Origin of the sequence: Microcoleus sp. AS-A8, assembly GCA_039962225.1 — a bacterium.
Lineage (GTDB): Bacteria > Cyanobacteriota > Cyanobacteriia > Cyanobacteriales > Coleofasciculaceae > Allocoleopsis.
In genome coordinates this window covers 132,680-150,047 of sequence record JAMPKV010000013.1, presented here as the reverse complement: position 1 = coordinate 150,047, position 17,368 = coordinate 132,680, and the positions used below count along the sequence as shown (strand labels likewise).

General features: G+C 45.7%; 23 protein-coding genes. 16 read left to right on the top strand and 7 right to left on the bottom strand.

Annotated features, from left to right (window positions below):
- Nucleotides 1-71: 71 nt before the first annotated feature.
- A complete protein-coding gene (locus NDI48_21080; GenBank protein ID MEP0833662.1) occupies nucleotides 72-275 on the top strand; it encodes a hypothetical protein in 204 nt (67 codons plus the stop codon).
- 257 nt (nucleotides 276-532) lie between these two features.
- Here the strand turns inward: NDI48_21080 and NDI48_21075 are convergent, their stop codons facing one another.
- Nucleotides 533-1,096: a cyclic nucleotide-binding domain-containing protein gene (locus NDI48_21075; GenBank protein ID MEP0833661.1), complete on the bottom strand. Its 564-nt coding sequence runs from the start codon at nucleotides 1,094-1,096 to the stop codon at nucleotides 533-535.
- Nucleotides 1,097-1,730: 634 nt separating this feature from the next.
- Between NDI48_21075 and NDI48_21070 the strand changes: the two genes are divergently transcribed.
- Together NDI48_21070 and NDI48_21065 are read left to right on the top strand one after the other, a co-directional pair.
- Nucleotides 1,731-2,528, top strand: coding sequence for a tryptophan-rich sensory protein (locus tag NDI48_21070; GenBank protein ID MEP0833660.1), 798 nt, complete (start codon nucleotides 1,731-1,733; stop codon nucleotides 2,526-2,528).
- Nucleotides 2,525-3,139, top strand: a complete 615-nt coding sequence (locus tag NDI48_21065; protein MEP0833659.1) for a class I SAM-dependent methyltransferase — start codon at nucleotides 2,525-2,527, stop codon at nucleotides 3,137-3,139. Before NDI48_21070 ends, NDI48_21065 begins: the two co-directional genes overlap by 4 nt.
- Nucleotides 3,140-3,212: 73 nt before the next feature.
- Here the strand turns inward: NDI48_21065 and NDI48_21060 are convergent, their stop codons facing one another.
- A complete protein-coding gene (locus NDI48_21060) occupies nucleotides 3,213-3,557 on the bottom strand; it encodes a hypothetical protein (protein MEP0833658.1) in 345 nt (114 codons plus the stop codon).
- Between the two features lie 254 nt (nucleotides 3,558-3,811).
- On the opposite strand from NDI48_21060, the gene NDI48_21055 reads away from it, so the two are divergent.
- A complete protein-coding gene (locus tag NDI48_21055) occupies nucleotides 3,812-4,177 on the top strand; it encodes a hypothetical protein (GenBank protein ID MEP0833657.1) in 366 nt (121 codons plus the stop codon).
- A gap of 172 nt (nucleotides 4,178-4,349) precedes the next feature.
- Here NDI48_21055 and NDI48_21050 read toward each other — a convergent pair whose 3' ends face one another.
- Nucleotides 4,350-6,710, bottom strand: coding sequence for an NACHT domain-containing NTPase (locus NDI48_21050; GenBank protein MEP0833656.1), 2,361 nt, complete (start codon nucleotides 6,708-6,710; stop codon nucleotides 4,350-4,352).
- Between the two features lie 184 nt (nucleotides 6,711-6,894).
- On the opposite strand from NDI48_21050, the gene NDI48_21045 reads away from it, so the two are divergent.
- The 10 genes from NDI48_21045 to NDI48_21000 all read left to right on the top strand — a co-directional run bounded on the left by NDI48_21045 (nucleotide 6,895) and on the right by NDI48_21000 (nucleotide 14,595).
- Entirely contained in the window at nucleotides 6,895-7,293 is a 399-nt protein-coding gene (locus NDI48_21045) for a response regulator (GenBank protein MEP0833655.1), read from the top strand.
- 127 nt (nucleotides 7,294-7,420) lie between these two features.
- A complete protein-coding gene (locus NDI48_21040; protein MEP0833654.1) occupies nucleotides 7,421-8,071 on the top strand; it encodes an ABC transporter permease in 651 nt (216 codons plus the stop codon).
- A gap of 237 nt (nucleotides 8,072-8,308) precedes the next feature.
- On the top strand, nucleotides 8,309-9,754 hold the full coding sequence (ffh, locus tag NDI48_21035) for a signal recognition particle protein (GenBank protein MEP0833653.1): 1,446 nt from the start codon (nucleotides 8,309-8,311) through the stop codon (nucleotides 9,752-9,754).
- A 112-nt stretch (nucleotides 9,755-9,866) separates the two neighbouring features.
- A complete protein-coding gene (rpsP, locus tag NDI48_21030) occupies nucleotides 9,867-10,115 on the top strand; it encodes a 30S ribosomal protein S16 (GenBank protein ID MEP0833652.1) in 249 nt (82 codons plus the stop codon).
- Entirely contained in the window at nucleotides 10,090-10,500 is a 411-nt protein-coding gene (locus NDI48_21025) for a KH domain-containing protein (GenBank protein ID MEP0833651.1), read from the top strand. The genes rpsP and NDI48_21025 overlap by 26 nt, the downstream gene beginning before the upstream one ends.
- Before the next feature lie 249 nt (nucleotides 10,501-10,749).
- Nucleotides 10,750-11,706 carry a PhoH family protein gene (locus tag NDI48_21020; protein ID MEP0833650.1) on the top strand — a complete coding sequence of 319 codons (957 nt, stop codon included), beginning with the start codon at nucleotides 10,750-10,752 and terminating at the stop codon, nucleotides 11,704-11,706.
- A gap of 89 nt (nucleotides 11,707-11,795) precedes the next feature.
- Nucleotides 11,796-12,194: a heme utilization protein HuvX gene (locus NDI48_21015; protein ID MEP0833649.1), complete on the top strand. Its 399-nt coding sequence runs from the start codon at nucleotides 11,796-11,798 to the stop codon at nucleotides 12,192-12,194.
- Nucleotides 12,195-12,273: 79 nt separating this feature from the next.
- On the top strand, nucleotides 12,274-13,095 hold the full coding sequence (locus NDI48_21010) for a hypothetical protein (GenBank protein ID MEP0833648.1): 822 nt from the start codon (nucleotides 12,274-12,276) through the stop codon (nucleotides 13,093-13,095).
- A 365-nt stretch (nucleotides 13,096-13,460) separates the two neighbouring features.
- Complete coding sequence (locus NDI48_21005; protein MEP0833647.1) at nucleotides 13,461-13,661, top strand: hypothetical protein; 201 nt, start codon at nucleotides 13,461-13,463, stop codon at nucleotides 13,659-13,661.
- 208 nt (nucleotides 13,662-13,869) lie between these two features.
- Complete coding sequence (locus NDI48_21000; GenBank protein ID MEP0833646.1) at nucleotides 13,870-14,595, top strand: DUF2259 domain-containing protein; 726 nt, start codon at nucleotides 13,870-13,872, stop codon at nucleotides 14,593-14,595.
- A 263-nt stretch (nucleotides 14,596-14,858) separates the two neighbouring features.
- Here the strand turns inward: NDI48_21000 and NDI48_20995 are convergent, their stop codons facing one another.
- Nucleotides 14,859-15,212, bottom strand: coding sequence for a hypothetical protein (locus tag NDI48_20995; GenBank protein MEP0833645.1), 354 nt, complete (start codon nucleotides 15,210-15,212; stop codon nucleotides 14,859-14,861).
- A 122-nt stretch (nucleotides 15,213-15,334) separates the two neighbouring features.
- Entirely contained in the window at nucleotides 15,335-15,583 is a 249-nt protein-coding gene (locus tag NDI48_20990; GenBank protein ID MEP0833644.1) for a hypothetical protein, read from the bottom strand.
- A gap of 121 nt (nucleotides 15,584-15,704) precedes the next feature.
- On the opposite strand from NDI48_20990, the gene NDI48_20985 reads away from it, so the two are divergent.
- On the top strand, nucleotides 15,705-15,950 hold the full coding sequence (locus tag NDI48_20985) for a helix-turn-helix domain-containing protein (GenBank protein ID MEP0833643.1): 246 nt from the start codon (nucleotides 15,705-15,707) through the stop codon (nucleotides 15,948-15,950).
- 156 nt (nucleotides 15,951-16,106) lie between these two features.
- A complete protein-coding gene (locus NDI48_20980) occupies nucleotides 16,107-16,409 on the top strand; it encodes a hypothetical protein (GenBank protein MEP0833642.1) in 303 nt (100 codons plus the stop codon).
- 168 nt (nucleotides 16,410-16,577) lie between these two features.
- On the opposite strand, the gene NDI48_20975 is transcribed toward NDI48_20980, so the two are convergent.
- Both NDI48_20975 and NDI48_20970 read right to left on the bottom strand, forming a co-directional pair.
- Complete coding sequence (locus tag NDI48_20975) at nucleotides 16,578-16,916, bottom strand: XisI protein (GenBank protein MEP0833641.1); 339 nt, start codon at nucleotides 16,914-16,916, stop codon at nucleotides 16,578-16,580.
- The gene (locus NDI48_20970; protein MEP0833640.1) at nucleotides 16,901-17,320 is read right to left on the bottom strand and encodes a XisH family protein; all 420 of its coding nucleotides are present in this window, start codon (nucleotides 17,318-17,320) and stop codon (nucleotides 16,901-16,903) included. Before NDI48_20970 ends, NDI48_20975 begins: the two co-directional genes overlap by 16 nt.
- Between the last annotated feature and the right edge of the window lie 48 nt (nucleotides 17,321-17,368).

Sequence of the window (17,368 nt, the reverse complement as noted above, 5' to 3'; positions counted from 1 at the left end):
AACTCAAGAGTGATAGAAGCTTCTCTATGTTTTGGTAGGATAACCAAAATACCATAAGGAGTTTACAAACGATGCATTTATTAATGGATTTAGGAGTAGACGCGGCTCCGCATTTTCCAGTTTCTTTTACCCTGGTGTACGTTGTAGGTTTTATTGCGGCTGTAACCATTGGTTCAATTGCCTGGTACAACTCGAAGCGTCCTCCCGGTTGGGAAAACAAAGAGCGTCCTGATATTGTGCCCAAGGTAGAAAAGAAAGATAATCCTGGCTTATAAAAACCCCATCATGACTAGTTAACAGAGTCAATCTGCTAAGAACAACTAGCATTCTTGATTCCTGCCTCTTGACACAGCTTGGAGGCAGTATTTCATTAAAAAACCTTCAATCGATCTTGACTCAACTTGTGGTATTCATGACCACAATTACTTATCCTGCCAAGAATCGTCGTTTTATTGACGTAATAGCATAAGTATGCTAGGGGATTGTTAACGGGTCAACAATCCTGAAACAATTCTATAGCCGAGCTTAGGTTTTATTCAGGGAGGGCGGCGTAATCAGTATTTCTCAAGCGCCTGAGCAACCAATCAAATCGAGCCTTGGCAAGGGGAACATTATCCAGCATTTCGGGGGATAGGTCATCGGCTGAGGTGCTATCGTCTTGCAACAGTTGACCTTTGGCATAACCCAAATATCGCACTGTACCCCGTAGTCGGGTGGACATGAAAATGGCGATCGCCCGATAAAAACGGGACGCAAATCCTTCATCCTCTCTCAGTTTTTCCACCAAACTCGCTCTAGGAATCGCTAAAATCAAGGAATTTTCTACAGCCTGAACCGTCGCCGACGGGGGACGGGCATCAGCGAAGGACATTTCGCCCACAACGGCACCACTGGTTAAGCGAGCGATCGTCTTGCCTTCTAGGGCGGCAACAGACACCGACAGCGTTCCCTCCAGGAGAATCAGAAGTGTATCGATGGGCCGACCTTCTTGGATGAGTACTGTTCCCGCAGGCACTTCCTCGCGACGACCTGTTGAGATCATCCAATCGATGTCCTCGTCCACTAGTTCACCCAGTAAAAAAAAGACCTTTTTCATAACGTTGGTTCTGTTTCTAGTTGTGGTAGCAGGAGCAGTGTGGCAACTTCCTGACACACCCTGAATACGCTGTTTCCCTATCTTAGATTTGAAGTCTTTAGATAACTATTATGGTTGAACACAAGTCTTCAGGTTGCCAAAAACCAGAAAAATCTTTAACATTTGTTAAAAATCGAGGAAAGTACTGAGCTAAGTTTGGGGAACCTAGGGATATCTTTCCTAGACCTAGGGCAATACTCGAAAGGGGAGAGGTGATAGGTTAAAGGCGACCCCACAAACAAAGAATACTGTTAAGTACTGGGGCGATTCCTGGGGATTTTCAGCCCTCACATCTAGGGGGAGTCTTTGTCTCGACACAGTGACTATCAAACCAACTTTTCGATCATCTGCCGTGCCTAACGGATCGCAAGAGTTTCAATCGGGAGTTCGCCTTAACACGCCAGCTACCCTAACGTAACTCGCGACTGCACAGCGATCGCTGTGCAGAGAGTTCACGCCCAAATGCCCAATTGAGGCATGAAGGGTTAGACCCCTCATTAATTGACCAACACTATCATAAATTTGAGGGATTGAGAAGCAGACCAGAGAGTTGGGAGAGCATTCTGCCTTCAGTTGACCAATTTTTTCTTGGGTTATGAAACAATCTACTACATCCTTAGACCGAGACAAACTCAGACAGTTCCTTAACCTGGCAGCTATCCTTGCCGCCTTTGGCATGAATGTTTGGGCGAACGTCGCCCCACTCAACGGACTCACGATTGGCGCAATTTCCAATACCTTCTTCCGAGAGGTTTTGATTGTTCCGGCAAACTATGCATTTGCCATCTGGGGACTGATTTATCTAGGTTTGCTAAGCTTCGGCGTCTATCAGGTACTGCCTGCCCAAGCACAAAACCCTAGTCTGCGGCGGATGGGGTATCTTTTGGTCGTGGCTTGCTTGGCTCAAATTGCCTGGGTATGGGTCTTTCAGTACCAATGGTTCACTCTCTCAGTGCTGGCGATGCTAGGAATTTTGCTGCCCTTGATCGGAGTTTATCAGCGGCTGGGGATTGGCACAAACCGAGTTTCAAGGTTAGAAAAGTGGTTGGTTCACATTCCTTTGAGTATTTATCTGGCTTGGATTAGTGTGGCGACTATCGTCAATGTGGCATCAACACTCTACAGCCTAGGGTGGAACGGTTGGGGAATTGACTCGCAACTGTGGACAGCGATCGCATTAGTTGCCGGTGGAGCGATCGCCGCTATCGTTACCATTGGGCACAGGGATATAGCTTTTGTCCTGGTTTTTGTTTGGGCTTTCATCGCGATTGCCGTGCGTCAGGGTAACATCCTGCTGATTACAACAACAGCCGGAGGATTAGCGATTGCTCTCATTTTATTACTCGTGTTCAGCTTACTACGTCGTCAAAATTCCCGCGTACAATCCCCATGACTAGTAATGTTTTCCACAACAAGCAAAAATTCTTTGATCGCTGGGCACCCAACTACGACTGCCTGTTTACGACGATATTTTACCAGGCTGTCCACAAACGGATGCTAGAATACGTTGAATTACCCCATCAACCCCATGTCCTCGATCTCGGTTGTGGTACAGGTCGTCTGCTGCATCGCCTCGCCACCCAATTTCCCACACTTCAAGGTACGGGGTTAGACTTATCGACGGAAATGCTGCGTCAAGCGCAACAGCGCAACCAGCATGGAACTCGACTCACTTATCGTCAGGGTAATGCTGAATCCATGCCCTTTGCGGAAGGTGAATTTGATGCTGTGTTTAATACCATCAGCTTTCTGCATTACCCCAATCCTCAACAGGTTGTTTCCCAAGTGAATCGGGTACTGCGTCCCGGTGGACGTTTCTACCTAGCTGACAATACCGTTAGAGAAGAAACGGGCGATCGCTTATTCGGGTTTTCTCCCGGCGGTATTCGCTGTTACAGCCCACAGCGACGAGAGCAATTGGGTGCAGCCGCAGGTTTCGAGTGTTTGGGGCATTACTATCTTCTCGGTTCAGTTCTGCTGACGATTTTTAGTCAGCCCGTTTAGTTGGCGAAAAAATCTACTTCACGACTAAAATATGGCCTTAAATATTAACACGTTCTGATACTGAGTCATCGCTCTAACGCTTTATTGAAGATGGGTTAAGATTGTGTGGCTGTAGCTGAGGTATAGGCTTCAATTCTTCCTGTATATCGACATTATTCTGGAAAGATGCTTCAGTTTTGCAGAAAGATTCTCTCGAAGCTCTATTTTTTTCTAGAAGGCATGAAATTTCTTGGTTCATCCTCTGTTGCCATGGGTTTTGTGGAAGAGAAGGAGCTAAGTCACGACCGAGTCGATTAGCATCAGAAGGACTTAAACCAAATCTCTCATTCGCGACTACTTTTGTCGATTCACCCACAAGCCAAGCTGTATTAAGCGATAAAGCGATCGCCAGTGTTATCGGGATAAAATGTAGTTTCATTACGCGTATGCCCCTGTATCTGTGTCCTTTTACTTACTATTGTGAGACAGCCAGATTGGAGGAGACTCACCCGATTGGATGACCAGACAGTAGGATGTTACAAGGATGTATGAGCGGTTTAACAAAGATTTCTAACGATCACTTTTTGTTACTCAACTCAATCTCGACTATCATGGCAGAAAAGCTCTACGATATGCGAACTGCAAGACTGTTGATCGGGATATCCGAGCTAATTGAAACTAAGGAAGATTAGAATGAAAACACTCAAAATCATGCCGCTGATTATGGGAGTGATTGTCGCAGCGGCTATTGCTGCCACTCCAATGGCGGCTATGGCTCAACAACAATCACAGCCGACTAGTGGCGAAATCGTTTTAAGTCAAGAACAGCAAGCTAAGTTTAAAGACATACGAGAGCAAACTATCTCTAAAATTTCCAAGGTGCTCTCACCCGCGCAAATGGAGGAGTTCAAAAAGAAGGGGCCACAGGGGCTGACAAATCTGTCAGACCCGCAGAAAACGCAACTTCAGCAGATTTTTGAATCTTATCTAACTTCCATTCGAGGTATCTTGACACAGGATCAACTTCGGCAAATCGAGCAAGCTCAACCCAAGCAGTAGAACCGTTGAGCGGGAAGAACGAATTTTGTTGGGATATTCAGGGTTAGGTGTACCAATAGAGTGCCTAAACTCACCTCTACAAAATAGGAAAATACTCTGAAATAAGAGCGATCGCTTTTCTACATCATTCTAAAGGCGATCGCTTCTGTATTTGGAATACATCATCATCGGTTTACGAACTGTGCTTCCTATTCTCAATTTCAGCCATAGGTAACAATAGGGTATCCTCAATATGCTGTCGTACCTCACGACTGACGTAACAATCACTATTAAGACAATCCACCAATAACTGATTGGCATCGTAATAAGCTTTCAACAATTTCTTTTGCTCCTCGCTGAACTGCCAATCATGAGCGAGACTTCGATGTTTAATTAATATATCTCTTAACCGTTTAGCCCAAGCTTGACCTTCAACTTCCCACCATTGCCTAAACTTCCGCTCGTTACTATCTAAATCAGGGAGTTGCTGCTTAAGTTCTTGCAGCGCTTGCCCTAGATTCGGATCTAGGATAGGGGCACGCTCACAAGCCAGGAAAAATGCCCCCTTAAAGGCATAAGGATAATACGTTAGATCCAGTTCAATGGCTCGATTGTGCGAAGCGCAGCGCCATAGGCGATCGCACGCAAGAGCCAGGATATCATCTAGACCGACATCCCGTGCCCTAATATTCCCCAACCGCAGGAGAATAAACAGGTCATAGTCAAGGGCGCGTATCAACTCAGAGTCCCGGTAACGCTTCGGATCGTGCTGAGGATGGCGATCGCGAGCGAGATTAAAGTAAAATGCACGCACAGCCACCGTTTTATGGGTCACCTCGACCCCAAGAGATTTCTTACTGACCCAGATCAGAAATTGTTGCAGCTTTTCGTCCGTGGCTAAAAGCTGATCAATCCGCAGTTTCATCAACTGCAACAGGTAATCCGCTGACTGCAACATTCCCACCGTTAGCACAAAAATTGCTCGCCAGCTTGTCTCAGTGATGTGGCTCACTAAACCGTTCAAAGCCTTCTCTAACGCTTGCGGATCGGAACTTTTTACAATCTTTCTTGCTGTAAAATACTCTTGAAATGTGCGATGGGAAAAGGAATAAATATCCCTCGCTCGCTCTACCAATAACCCATGCTGCACTTCAATGGATTTCAGTACAACCTCGCTATCTAGTTGTAATGATTCTAGGTCAGTTTGAGCATGGGGTAGATGGCGGATAAACTCAGCAATATACCGTTCAAAATCTTTCTTTTTAAAGAAAAAATCCTTGCGCTCAAATGTAGCCAGAGCAATGTGACTTAGTAAATCTTTCTTGCGCGACAGCGATAGATTTTGGTAGACTTGGTCACGCATAACCCCACGTTTGGCATCCCATTTTTTTAACAAGGTAGCAATGCCTTGTCTGTATAATTCTGCCCGATCAGTGGGAAAGTCACCCGAATCTTCAAACTCTAATAGTAATAGCGTCAGCAGCAAAGGATTTGTGGCTAGTTCCCGAATCGGTGGATTTAATTGCATCTGTTCGATAAATCGATCAGCCCTATCCAAATCTGACTCTTTGGTCTGAAACCATTTCGTAGTAAATGATTGAATCTGCTTATAATTAAAGTCGGCTACTTCCAATTCTGTGAAGTTTTCCAACATATATTCATGGGCTGAAATTCGGCAGGTGATGACAAACTGATTCCTATGATACTGGTCCGAAAAATCCCGAATCTCCTTAATGATGCGATTGGCAACGATTTCTCTAACTTCATCCAATCCATCAAATAAAATTAATGCCCTTCCTTGTTTAAGGATTTCAGAAATTTGATGGGGTTGAATGCTATGCACAGAGAAAAATTGAGTTATATATTCAAGGCAATTTGGTTGATTATTTGACTCAGATAAATCCCTAATGGCAATAAAAATGGGGACAAAATTCCCTAGTAAATCTCCTGAGCTGCACCGGCTCGCCAGATACTTCAAAAACGTCGTCTTTCCGGAACCAGGTTTTCCTAATACCATCAGCTTAGGGTATTGCTTCACAGCTTCTACCCCTAAGATGCGTTTTTCGGTAATTCTACTCAGTCCAATCCGGTCAAAGCTGTGTACTTCTGGGTCGAAATCTTTTAACAGTTGAGTAATTTTCAGCCGTCTATCCCCAGTTAGTTGCTGCAAAAGATTAACATTAGTATAGATATCCATTAAACCCATGGGCTGGGTCATATCAAGTACCCGTATGGTGCCACAGCGCTGTTGAATGCTAGGGCGTACCTTCTCGCGCAGATATTGCACAAGGGGGTCAATATCGATAGTGATTGTGTCTTCTTGATTAACTATCTGAGGTGCAGCAATCTCTTCCCAGTCCAGTTCAAGCCGGGAGCAGATGGCCTTAAAGATAAAAAGCTCAATTGACTGTCCCTTGAAAAATTTCCAAATTGATGAGCGAGTCTTGAGACCGATTTCATCAGCGAGCAGTGCCTGAGTCAATTCAGTCCGCCTGAATGCTTGTTTAGCTTTTTTAATTCCTTGTTCAGAGGCTGAGAGGGATTGCCTTGCCATCGTTCACTCACAAAGCTTTTGAAACTTGTGTGAAGAGTTTGTAAAGTTTAACAGTTATGTAAAGTTTGTTGATAAATTGACCAAAATCAAACATTACCTGAACATTACTCGAACATAACGCTACTGTACGATTGTCATGCTGGAATTATCTGGATTTGAAATGAATTATAGGAATAAAATTCTGATGAACACTGTTTTGATTGTAGAAGATGAGCCGTCCAACGTTATCGTTTTTTCTAAGATTTTGCGTAAGCGAGGCGGCTTAGCGGTGAAGCATACTGAAAATGTGGAGGAAGTAATGCAAATTGCCGATTCCGGAGAAGCGGACATTATTTTGATGGATGTGGATCTGCGTAACAGCCGCTACAAAGGCAAGGCAATGGATGGTCTTAAAATTACTCAAATGCTCAAAGCCAATCCTCAAACAGCGAAAGTACCAGTCATTCTGGTGACAGCAAGCGTGATGGAGGGCGATCGCGAAAACTTTCTCAAAGTGAGTGGCGCAGATGGGTTCATCCCCAAACCCGTGATCGATCAGCAAGAATTTGTAGATCAGATTCTGGCAATGCTGCCAAAAGACTAATCAGGAATGCTGCGCTAGGGTACGAAGAACTGGGCGAATAGAATGATGTTGTTGACTTTCTTCGTGGAGGGTTTAATCCCTCCCCATTTATTAGTCAACATCGCTAATTCAAAATCCTGGCATTCCCATGAGCTATATCCTGAAAAATCCTGGGATGATGTTTGGGTTAGTCCTAGAGCATCTCCAGATGACTGGCATAGCCCTACTCATTGCGATCGCGATCGCTCTCCCCTTAGCCTTACTGGTGACTCACTACCATTGGCTAAGTGTCCCAGTGCTGGGATTTCTCGGAACGCTCTACACCATACCGAGTCTGGCGCTGATTATCCTGTTAGTCCCGATTTTTGGTCTAAATCGTCAGTCAGTGGTGATTGCCATGATTCTCTATACCCAAGTGATTTTGGTACGCCATTTCTCGGTAGGACTGCAAGCGATTGAGCCTGCAATTTTGGAAGCCGCCAGCGGTATGGGAATGAATGTTTGGCAACGCTGGTGGCAGGTACAAGTGCCGCTGATCTTACCGATTTGTTTAGCCGGTGTGCGTTTAGCGACGATTGTAGCTGTAGCGATCGCAACCATCGGCGCAAAGTTCGGTGCTGGGGGATTGGGAGTACTACTATTTGATGGCGTTGCCCAAAGTCGCAACGATAAGATTTTTGCTGGAGCCATTGTCGTGGCACTCTTAGCCTTCGTCCTCAATGGAATTCTGCTGGGATTAGAATCAATGTCTAGTCCGCTACGGAAAATACAGCCAGTTTCTCGTGCCCGTGCCGTGTAGAGCCTCGTGCCAAGTGGCGAAAGTTTCCCACCAGCCAGATGAAAGGAGGGGGGATTGGGGGATTGGATCTCCGATGAGGATGGGAGAAACACCTATAAAAAACGGGTGGCTTATTTCTGCCAGTCTGCACTAGGGAGCGAACTCAATTCCAGAAATTGCCCGGTCATTCCCTAACCTGTCAAAAGGTTGCCAAGAATACTACCCTTAGTTAAAGATAGCCCTTAAAAAAATTGATTTATGTTTGATGCCCTAGCCGAACGCTTAGAAGACGCCTGGAAGAAATTACGGGGCCAGGACAAAATTTCTCAATCCAATATCCAAGAGGCGCTCAAAGAAGTCCGTCGCGCTCTGTTATCGGCAGATGTTAACCTGCAAGTCGTTAAAGATTTCGTTGCAGATGTAGAAACTAAGGCACAAGGAGCTGAAGTACTCTCTGGTGTCCGTCCCGATCAGCAGTTCATCAAAATCGTTTACGACGAACTGGTACAGGTGATGGGGGAAACCAATATTCCCTTAGCCCAAGCCGATACAGCACCGACGATTGTGCTGATGGCAGGGTTACAGGGAACTGGGAAAACCACCGCCACCGCCAAACTGGCGTTACATCTGCAAAAGCAAAACCGCACCTGTCTGTTGGTCGCCACAGACGTTTATCGACCTGCCGCCATTGACCAGCTAGTCACCCTAGGACAACAAATTAATGTCCCAGTCTTTGAACTGGGTGCGGATGCTGACCCCGTTGAGATTGCGCGTCAAGGCGTAGCGCGGGCGAAGGAAACGGGTGTTGATACCGTAATTATCGACACGGCGGGACGTCTGCAAATCGACCAAGACATGATGGGGGAACTCGCCCGGATTAAGCAAACCGTTCAACCCCATGAAACCCTCTTAGTGGTGGACTCCATGACGGGTCAAGAGGCGGCAAACCTCACCCGTACCTTCCATGACCAAATCGGGATTACGGGAGCCATCCTCACCAAGTTAGATGGTGACACACGCGGTGGTGCAGCCCTTTCGGTCAGGCGGGTTTCGGGTCAGCCGATTAAATTTGTCGGGGTTGGGGAAAAAGTAGAAGCGCTGCAACCCTTTTATCCTGACCGGATGGCATCACGAATTCTCGGTATGGGAGATGTCCTCACGCTCGTCGAAAAAGCCCAAGAGGAAATCGACCTAGCGGACGCCGAGAAGATGCAGGAGAAAATGCTGACGGCAAAGTTTGACTTCAGCGATTTCTTAAAGCAGATGCGCCTATTAAAGAATATGGGTTCCTTGGGCGGCTTGATGAAGATGATTCCAGGGATGGGCAAGCTCAGTGCTGACCAACTGCAACAAGGGGAAACGAAACTCAAGCAATCTGAAGCGCTGATTAACTCCATGACCGCTGAAGAGCGCCGCAATCCCGATTTGTTAGCGAGTTCTCCCTCTCGCCGACGCCGGATTGCGCGTGGTGCGGGCTATACCGAGAGAGATGTCACCAATCTGGTGAGTGAATTTACTAAAATGAGAAATCTCATGCAGCAAATGAGCCGAGGTCAAATGCCAGGAATGGCAGGCATGGGTGGCATGTTTGGCGGCATGGGCGGAAATCCCCCCTCCCAACCGGGTTGGCGCGGTTACTCCGGAGGTGCTTCTTCCAAGAAAAAGAAGAAGGAAAAAAAGAAAAAGGGATTTGGTCAACTCTGAAGCGTTGAATGCTAACCGGTTAAAAGTTGCACGATACAACTGCCAACCTGCCAACGTTCCAACCTTAGAGCCAGAGATCGCTTAAAATCAAACAGGTGAATTATTCCTAAATATGGTCAAACTGAGATTAAAACGATACGGCAAAAAGCGTGAGGTCAGCTACCGAATTGTCGCAATTCAAAGTAATGCACGTCGCGATGGACGCCCTCTAGAAGAATTGGGCTTCTACAATCCCAGAACAGATGAAACACGGCTCAAAGTTCCAGAGATTGTCCAATGGCTCCAAAATGGTGCTCAGCCCACTGATACAGTGCGTGATATTCTGAGGAAAGCCAATGTTCTCGAACAAGTCCACGCCTGAAACACCCTCCGCCTCCTCTCAAAATGCTAGCCCGGACTATATCGGTCTTGTGCGATTTTTGTTCGAGCCGTTTTTAGAGTCACCGACTTCGCTAAAGGTAGACTGCGAGAAATCCAATGCCAATGAGCGGGTATGGATTCGGTTGGCGTTCGACGGGTCAGAGAAGGGACGCGTGTTTGGTCGGGGAGGACGCAACATTCAAGCGATTCGGACGGTCATTCAATCAGCCGCTCAGGCGGCTGGTCAATTTGTCCATCTGGATATTTACGAAGACCCGAATGAAGGTTCCCGGCGAGAGAGTTCCTCAAGTAGTAAACCGGCTGCAAAAAGAGCTACATCTCACCGCCCACCAACGTCTAAACCCGCTCCTAGATCTCGCTCTTAATCAAAAGGTTGAAGGTTAAAGGTTAAAAGGTTGAAGGTTTGAAAGCCGTTTACCAGGCGGTGTTGGCGAAACATGCGCTCAAGCGGAACCGTTCTCCAATAGTAGAGGCTCTCGTGCTGCTCTCTATTAAGCAGGAGACTGGGGTTGGTTAGAGAATTTTAAGTTGTCTGCCAAACTTGCAACATTCAACTGACCAACTTTTCACACCTAATACCTCAAAAACTTTCAACTTTTAGAGCCATTGTCGGCATGAGTGAAGTACCAAAGACTATTCAGCTACCAAATAACGAAAGCGCGATCGCACTGGCGGGAGAGCGGGAAGAAAACCTGAAAACGCTCTCGCGGCTAACTGGAACGAATCTGGTGCTGCGAGGGCAAGAACTGTTAATTTCTGGAACCCAAAAACAAGTTGAACGGGTTTCATCCTTGGTGCGATCCCTAAAATCCTTCTGGAACGAGGGCAAAGCGGTAACGGAGGTGGATATCCAAACCGCCCTTCAGGCTTTAGATACTGATCGCTCAGATGAGTTACAGGATTTACAGCAAGATATTCTGGCTCGTACCCGCAAAGGCGATATTGTTCGCGCTAAAACCTTCGGACAACGAAAGTACATCAAATCTGTATTAACCCACGACTTGACCTTTTGTGTGGGACCGGCCGGCACTGGGAAGACTTATCTTGCTGTTGTTCTCGCGGCTCAAGCGCTCCTGGCGAATCAGTACGAGCGCTTAATTTTGACCCGACCGGCGGTAGAAGCTGGAGAAAAATTGGGTTTCTTACCCGGCGATTTGCAGCAAAAGATTAATCCTTATCTGCGACCCCTTTACGATGCACTCTACGAGTTAATCGATCCAGAAAAAGTTCCGAGTTTGATGGAACGAGGGGTGATTGAAGTTGCCCCCCTAGCCTATATGCGAGGACGAACCCTCAGCAATGCCTTTGTGATTGTCGATGAGGCACAAAATACAACGCCGGCTCAGATGAAAATGGTGCTGACACGTCTGGGTTTTCGCTCTCGCATGGTGGTTACAGGCGACATTACTCAGACGGATTTACCACCCAATCAGCAGTCTGGATTGGCTGTGGCTCAAAAAATCCTCCATTCCATTGAAGGCATCGCCTTTTGCAAACTGACGACTAAAGATGTTGTCCGGAATCCCCTCGTTCAGCGAATCGTCGCCGCTTACGAACAGCATGAGCAATAGGGAATTGGAGAATAGGGAATGAAGTCACACTTTCTTCTCATCTCCTTCATTGTCGTATGCCGTTTCAATCTTGATCCCAACCTATTTTTATGACGACTAGCCTGAAAGAATTTTTAGAAGCTTGCGAAACCCTCGGAACATTACGTCTCATTGTTACCAGTAGTGCAGCCGTTTTGGAGGTCAAGACTACAATTGAAAAGATATTTTATGCCGAGTTGCCTAAGGGTAAGTATGCCAATATGCATAAAGATACCTTAGAGTTTCACCTGAATATGGATGCAATTAAACAGGTCAAATTTGAAACAGGTGAAGCCAAACGAGGCAATTTCACGACCTATGCGATTCGCTTTCTGGATGAGAAAGACGAACCTGCGCTCAGTGCATTTCTGCAATGGGGTAAGCCCGGAGAATACGAACCAGGACAGGTAGAAGCGTGGCAATCCCTGCGAGAAAAATACGGAGAAATTTGGCAACCTGAAGCTCTATAGCAGTCCTCAATGATTCGGAAATGCCAAGATACCCGACCTCTTCAGGAAGTCGGGTATTTGAGAAAAAATAGACTCAATTGTGGTAGTGATTATCAGAAAAATTTTAGGATTATGCCTGAGTCTAATCTTACTGATTTGGAGCGGTGAAGCACGAGCAGGTCAGTTAGCTGACCGTTTGGCGCAGTTTCCTAATTGGGAGAATAAACCTCCTGTTACTACACCCCAGGAAGATTTGATTTATCCTGATTGGATGCAAGGAACCTGGAACGTGACGAGCACATTAGTCGAGCAAGTCGCCCCTCTAGCGCCAGATGTAGTAACACCAGGGTTTGAAAGCAATCGCCGCTATCTAAATGAGCCAGTCAACTTTCTGGTGCGATTTCAAGCTGTTACGCCTCAAGCCTCTGTCATCGCCACTCGCTTTCCTCGCTTCACCCTGCAAAGTTCCGGAAAATCGCAGTTATCCCGCCCTGAAGAAACTCCTAAAGTAGTCGCAGACCGGGCATTTAATGGATTGAATATTGCGAAAGCTTATTTAGGCGACGCCAGAGTTCAATCGGTAAAAGTCGATCCCAATTCTCCTAATCGCCAAATTACGTTTCTGCAAACCGGGCTGCAACTGATTTCGATCGTTACGGGTCGAGCCTCTGAAACTCCAGCCCTCGATCAGTTTATTGGTACTGAAGTTTCCAACCAATTCTTTCGGGGAACACCTCAACCTTATTTCAATCAGGTGGAAACGACAACCGCCTATCAGCTAAAGCCGTCACCTAGTTTAGTGATTGAGGCTGACCAAATCACCGCCATTTATCTCTCTCCCCAAGATCCCAATTATTTCAAAGCTTTAGAGCAACCTGTGGCTCTCTATCGCTATCGATTAGAGCTTAAGCCTGTAGAATAACCAACAGGTTTGCCGAACAACTTGCTAACTTTCAACTCTTGTGCCCAATTCCCTGCGCCGTAAGTACACAAGTTGTAACAATTTTTTCATCAATTTGATTCGCTGCACTCGATAGCAAGAAGGGCTGCTCGGCGGCTTGGTATTACAAGGTTTTCTGGAAATCCAGCCTGTGTTGAGGGTTGTCGCGGCTGAGTCGGCTTTACTCTCTTGACAGCGTATGACATTTATGCATTTAAGAAAAAAGAGTAAAAATTTATTAAAATCAGCGTTTCGTATATTTTGCTACAGAATTTTTTGTTATAGTTGAGGAGTCAAGAGAAAATAATTCAATTAAACCTTACTAAAGCAATCGGAGAATCCCAATTATGTCTACTCAAGAACAAGCTCGTGCCCTGATGATGCGTCACCATCACCTCATCAAAAATCGTCAGCAATCTATGCTTGGTCGTGCGGCTGCTGAAGTGGGTATGGATATCGATGCGACAGAGTACTGGAATCATATTCAAGGTAAGGCGCATCCTAGCTTCCGCTCTAGCTATGATCGCAGTGGCGCTTCACTCAGCTAAAGTGACTCACAAGTGTAGAATTGACGACGAGTTTCACTGCACTATTAGGTGCCTGTAACTCTAAAATTAGAAACATCATTCCCTTGAATCAGTCATGAATACGAAGCAAGGCATTCTTTCCTAAAAAGAATGCCTTGAATTTTTTTTGGGAAGGATGAAGTACGAAGTGTAAAAATTCTTTCATCCTTTAGAAGATTTCAGTCCCAATATGAAACGTTTGTCCTTGGCTTCACTCTCGTTTGTGGCGATCGCCTTTCTGGTTAGCTCCGAGGGATTAGCCAGTGCGTTGAGAGCTTCTAGACGAATGTCTGGCTTCTCTCCAGATAGCCGTTACTATCTTTATCTAGAAAGCTTTAGCAACACTGTTACAGAAGTGCCAACCGCACAAATTCAAATGGTCGATTTGGAAACCAACTCCTGCGTGAGGAATGGCTGTCTGAAAACGGAGTATGATCTCTCAGCCTCAAATTTAACCACGAAAGCGGCTGGAGATGACATACTCAAACGAACTGCACAGCTTAGGTATGACTTGCAGCTGACTCTACTTAAAGTCGGAATCAGACTCCCCATGATTGCTCGCCAACCCAATCCCGATAGCAGCGAGACGTATAAATTCCTGATTAATGACCCAAAAGAGCCATTGCAGATTACTTTAGAGCAAAAGTATATTCCTGCCGTTGAAGCTGGAGGCACGTTTGGTACAGAGCGGGCTTCGATGCGGCTGGTGGTTAATTACAATTATCGTCAACTGACCATTGGAGATTTAAACAATTACCGCGAAGCCGTGCAGAAATATGCGATTAGAGAAGTGCGCTTATCGCCCAATCGCCGTAACGCCGTGGTTTTGATCGACATGACGCAACCAAGTTATGAGGGACTGGTACAGACAACGTTTGTACAGAGTTTTCCGATTGAGAGACTGCGTACTCAATGAGCGGTACTCTGTTGCAGATTTGCCATATCCTTGTCACTTTCATGTCACCTCAACTTGGTAGGCTGACATAAAGCAGGCAATCAGCCCGCTCAGCAGTTCAATTTACGAATGCACAAATGCTCTCTTGAGTGAATGCAGGAGGGCATTTTTTTATGCTGTGCGTTGCCTTGAAGGTAATTCTACAGAGTAGCGATCGCGCTTTTTTCCTTTTCCTCACCCGACGGCATAAGTTCATCGCTTGTGGGGATAGGTTCACTGGAGTGTTATATCTGTTGGCTATCGCATAGATCAGTGTGTCGTTGCTGCCAGATTGCTTCGAGTCGAGAGAGTGCTTCTTCTGCATATCGTTGAGCCTCTTGCAGGATAAGTAACCAAAGAGCGTTGAGGGCTTCTAGATTTGGGCAGAAGCGGATTAGGGTACGGCAAGCGGCAATCCACTGTTCTAACTTGCGGTAACTGATGAAGTAACCTCCTAATCCTTGGATATGCACCCAGAGGACGTTATGCCATTTTTCCCAGTTGAGGATGCGTTCTTGGTTAATTTTCAGGTGTTTGGCGATTTGCCGGAGAGTGATAACAAAGGTTTGGGGGTTGATGCGGTGGCGTAGGGGTTGCATGGTTGTTTTGGGATTGGGGGAGCATTTAGTAAGAACCCCTCCCCACTACCCTTATTACGCGGAGGGAGCCAGATATAATTCTTGCTTCCCCCCGTTGCGGGGGGATTGAGGGGGGTAATCTTTTAGTTGAGCTGGACACGGCGGCTGAGGACGCTCATCACTTCGCCTGGATTTTGGGTGGGTTGTGGCTTGCTCCATTCGCTCACTTCGGCGTATCCCAGGCGATAGAAGGTGTGAATGGTGTTATTGACAACTTTGGGGGAACTGATGACCAGGATTTTGAGGGGGACTCGGTTGGGTTCTGATGGGGTGTTGGCTGGGTGAGGCGTTTCAGGGTCGGGAGTTTGGTCGGGAATAAAGTCTTCTGTCATTGGGATTTACCTGCTTTTCTGGTGACAGTGATGTTGACAAAGTGCGACATTATTAGTTTTATCCAGATGTCGATCTTTGTCAACATTTACGAGGTCATGAGCCTTTGACACAATCAGAGGCATGGGAAAAGCGGGTACAGTGCTAAAGCGGGTTTTGGATGCCTACGGCATTAGCCAAAATAAGTTGGCAGTGGCGATGGGTACTGGGCGTTCCAGTATTAACCGTTGGGTCAATGAAAATAGAGACCCATCCGGTGATGCAATCCTTGAAATTAGGAGGGGACTTCAGAAGATTGACCCTGCGGCAGCAGAGGAGTTTATTCGGCTGTATCTGGATGATTCGTTTAACGATGAGAGTCAGTCGTAGGGGATGAGGGGAGCGATCGCTAAAATCAGATATCAGAGCTACGTGTTATTACTGAATTTGTAATCGTTCCAGTAAGAATTTTTCAGTGAATTTTACGAAGACAACAAACCTTTTTTTAAATAAGCTTGAATTGTTGTGTGACAAGATAGAACTTCCATGAAGGCTGAAGACATCCAAAAAATAGTAGAAATTTTTCTACCCTCTAGAATAGTAGATTCTGATGAAACTACCATTCTATCAAAGCTATGGGCAGGTTTTATCTCTAGTGCTTGGCTGATGTTTGGTGGTTTTTTGATTTTGATGGGATGGGGGAATATGTATGTTGAAAAAATAGGATCTATTACTATAAGTAACTCATCGTTGCTTTTTATATTAGGAACAATAACATTGTGGTTTACACTTTCAAGAGTTGGCATTAAGAAAAAAACTGTAGGTCATCAAAAAACAAATAATCAATGATTTGACTACCTTAATAAGCTTGAGTTCGTCAGCTTAGTAGTTCTAAAAACATTGATTTTTCGTAGGGGCAGTGCCTTGTGCCTGCCCCAAAACCATTGAGGGGCAATCGAAGAGCGAAAAGTATTGCCCTTACTATTAATGAACCAACGCTCTACAACCCTCACAAATTTAACCGACTGCAAACCCTGTATAGGGTCTAACAAAAGGTTCGTGAAACGCTAAAACAATATCCTCTTTCGGAATACCCAACTTAACTAACTCATTGGCTATCCCAATCTCTGTTCCATCATGCTGTATCCAGATTTTCCCATCTTTTATATCTAGGTGCAAAACACACCCATACCTCCGGCGTCGATTCTTCCACCCCGCGTAAACTAACTGGTAATGATCGCCCTCAGTATCAAAAATTAGCTGAGTCTCAACATCATCATCCGGTGAACCCAGACTCGCATAGTCTTTTAACGCTTGCTGAACATAAGCTCTGTAAGTCTCTAATTTATTTGCCATTGCCAAATCACCTCATTGGCTGGATCGTAAACAATAACCTTAACTTCAAAGCGTTGAATTACAGTTTGAATAAACTGAAGAGAAAAAAAGGTTTGATAAGTTCCTAGAGGAACAGCTAAATATAAAGTGCGAGCGGGATATTGTTCTTCTAAAGCCACACGATAATTGATAAACTGCCCAATAGCTGTATGAAATTCAGAAATGTTGGACGGCCCAATAAAACTTTTAATTTCAACGGCTATTTTTTCCCCATCTTTCTCAGCCGCAATAATCTTTTCTGCTCCTAAATCAACATACATCTCAACCCCACCCACCTGAAGCTTCAACGGGTCATCAGTAATTAGCCAATCCTCTTTTTCAAGACCTTTCCTAACAGCCTCATGAAAAATATCTTTAGCAGCCATTACGGTAGCTATTAAACTAGTCCAATCTTAACTCAAATGGCGAGTTGG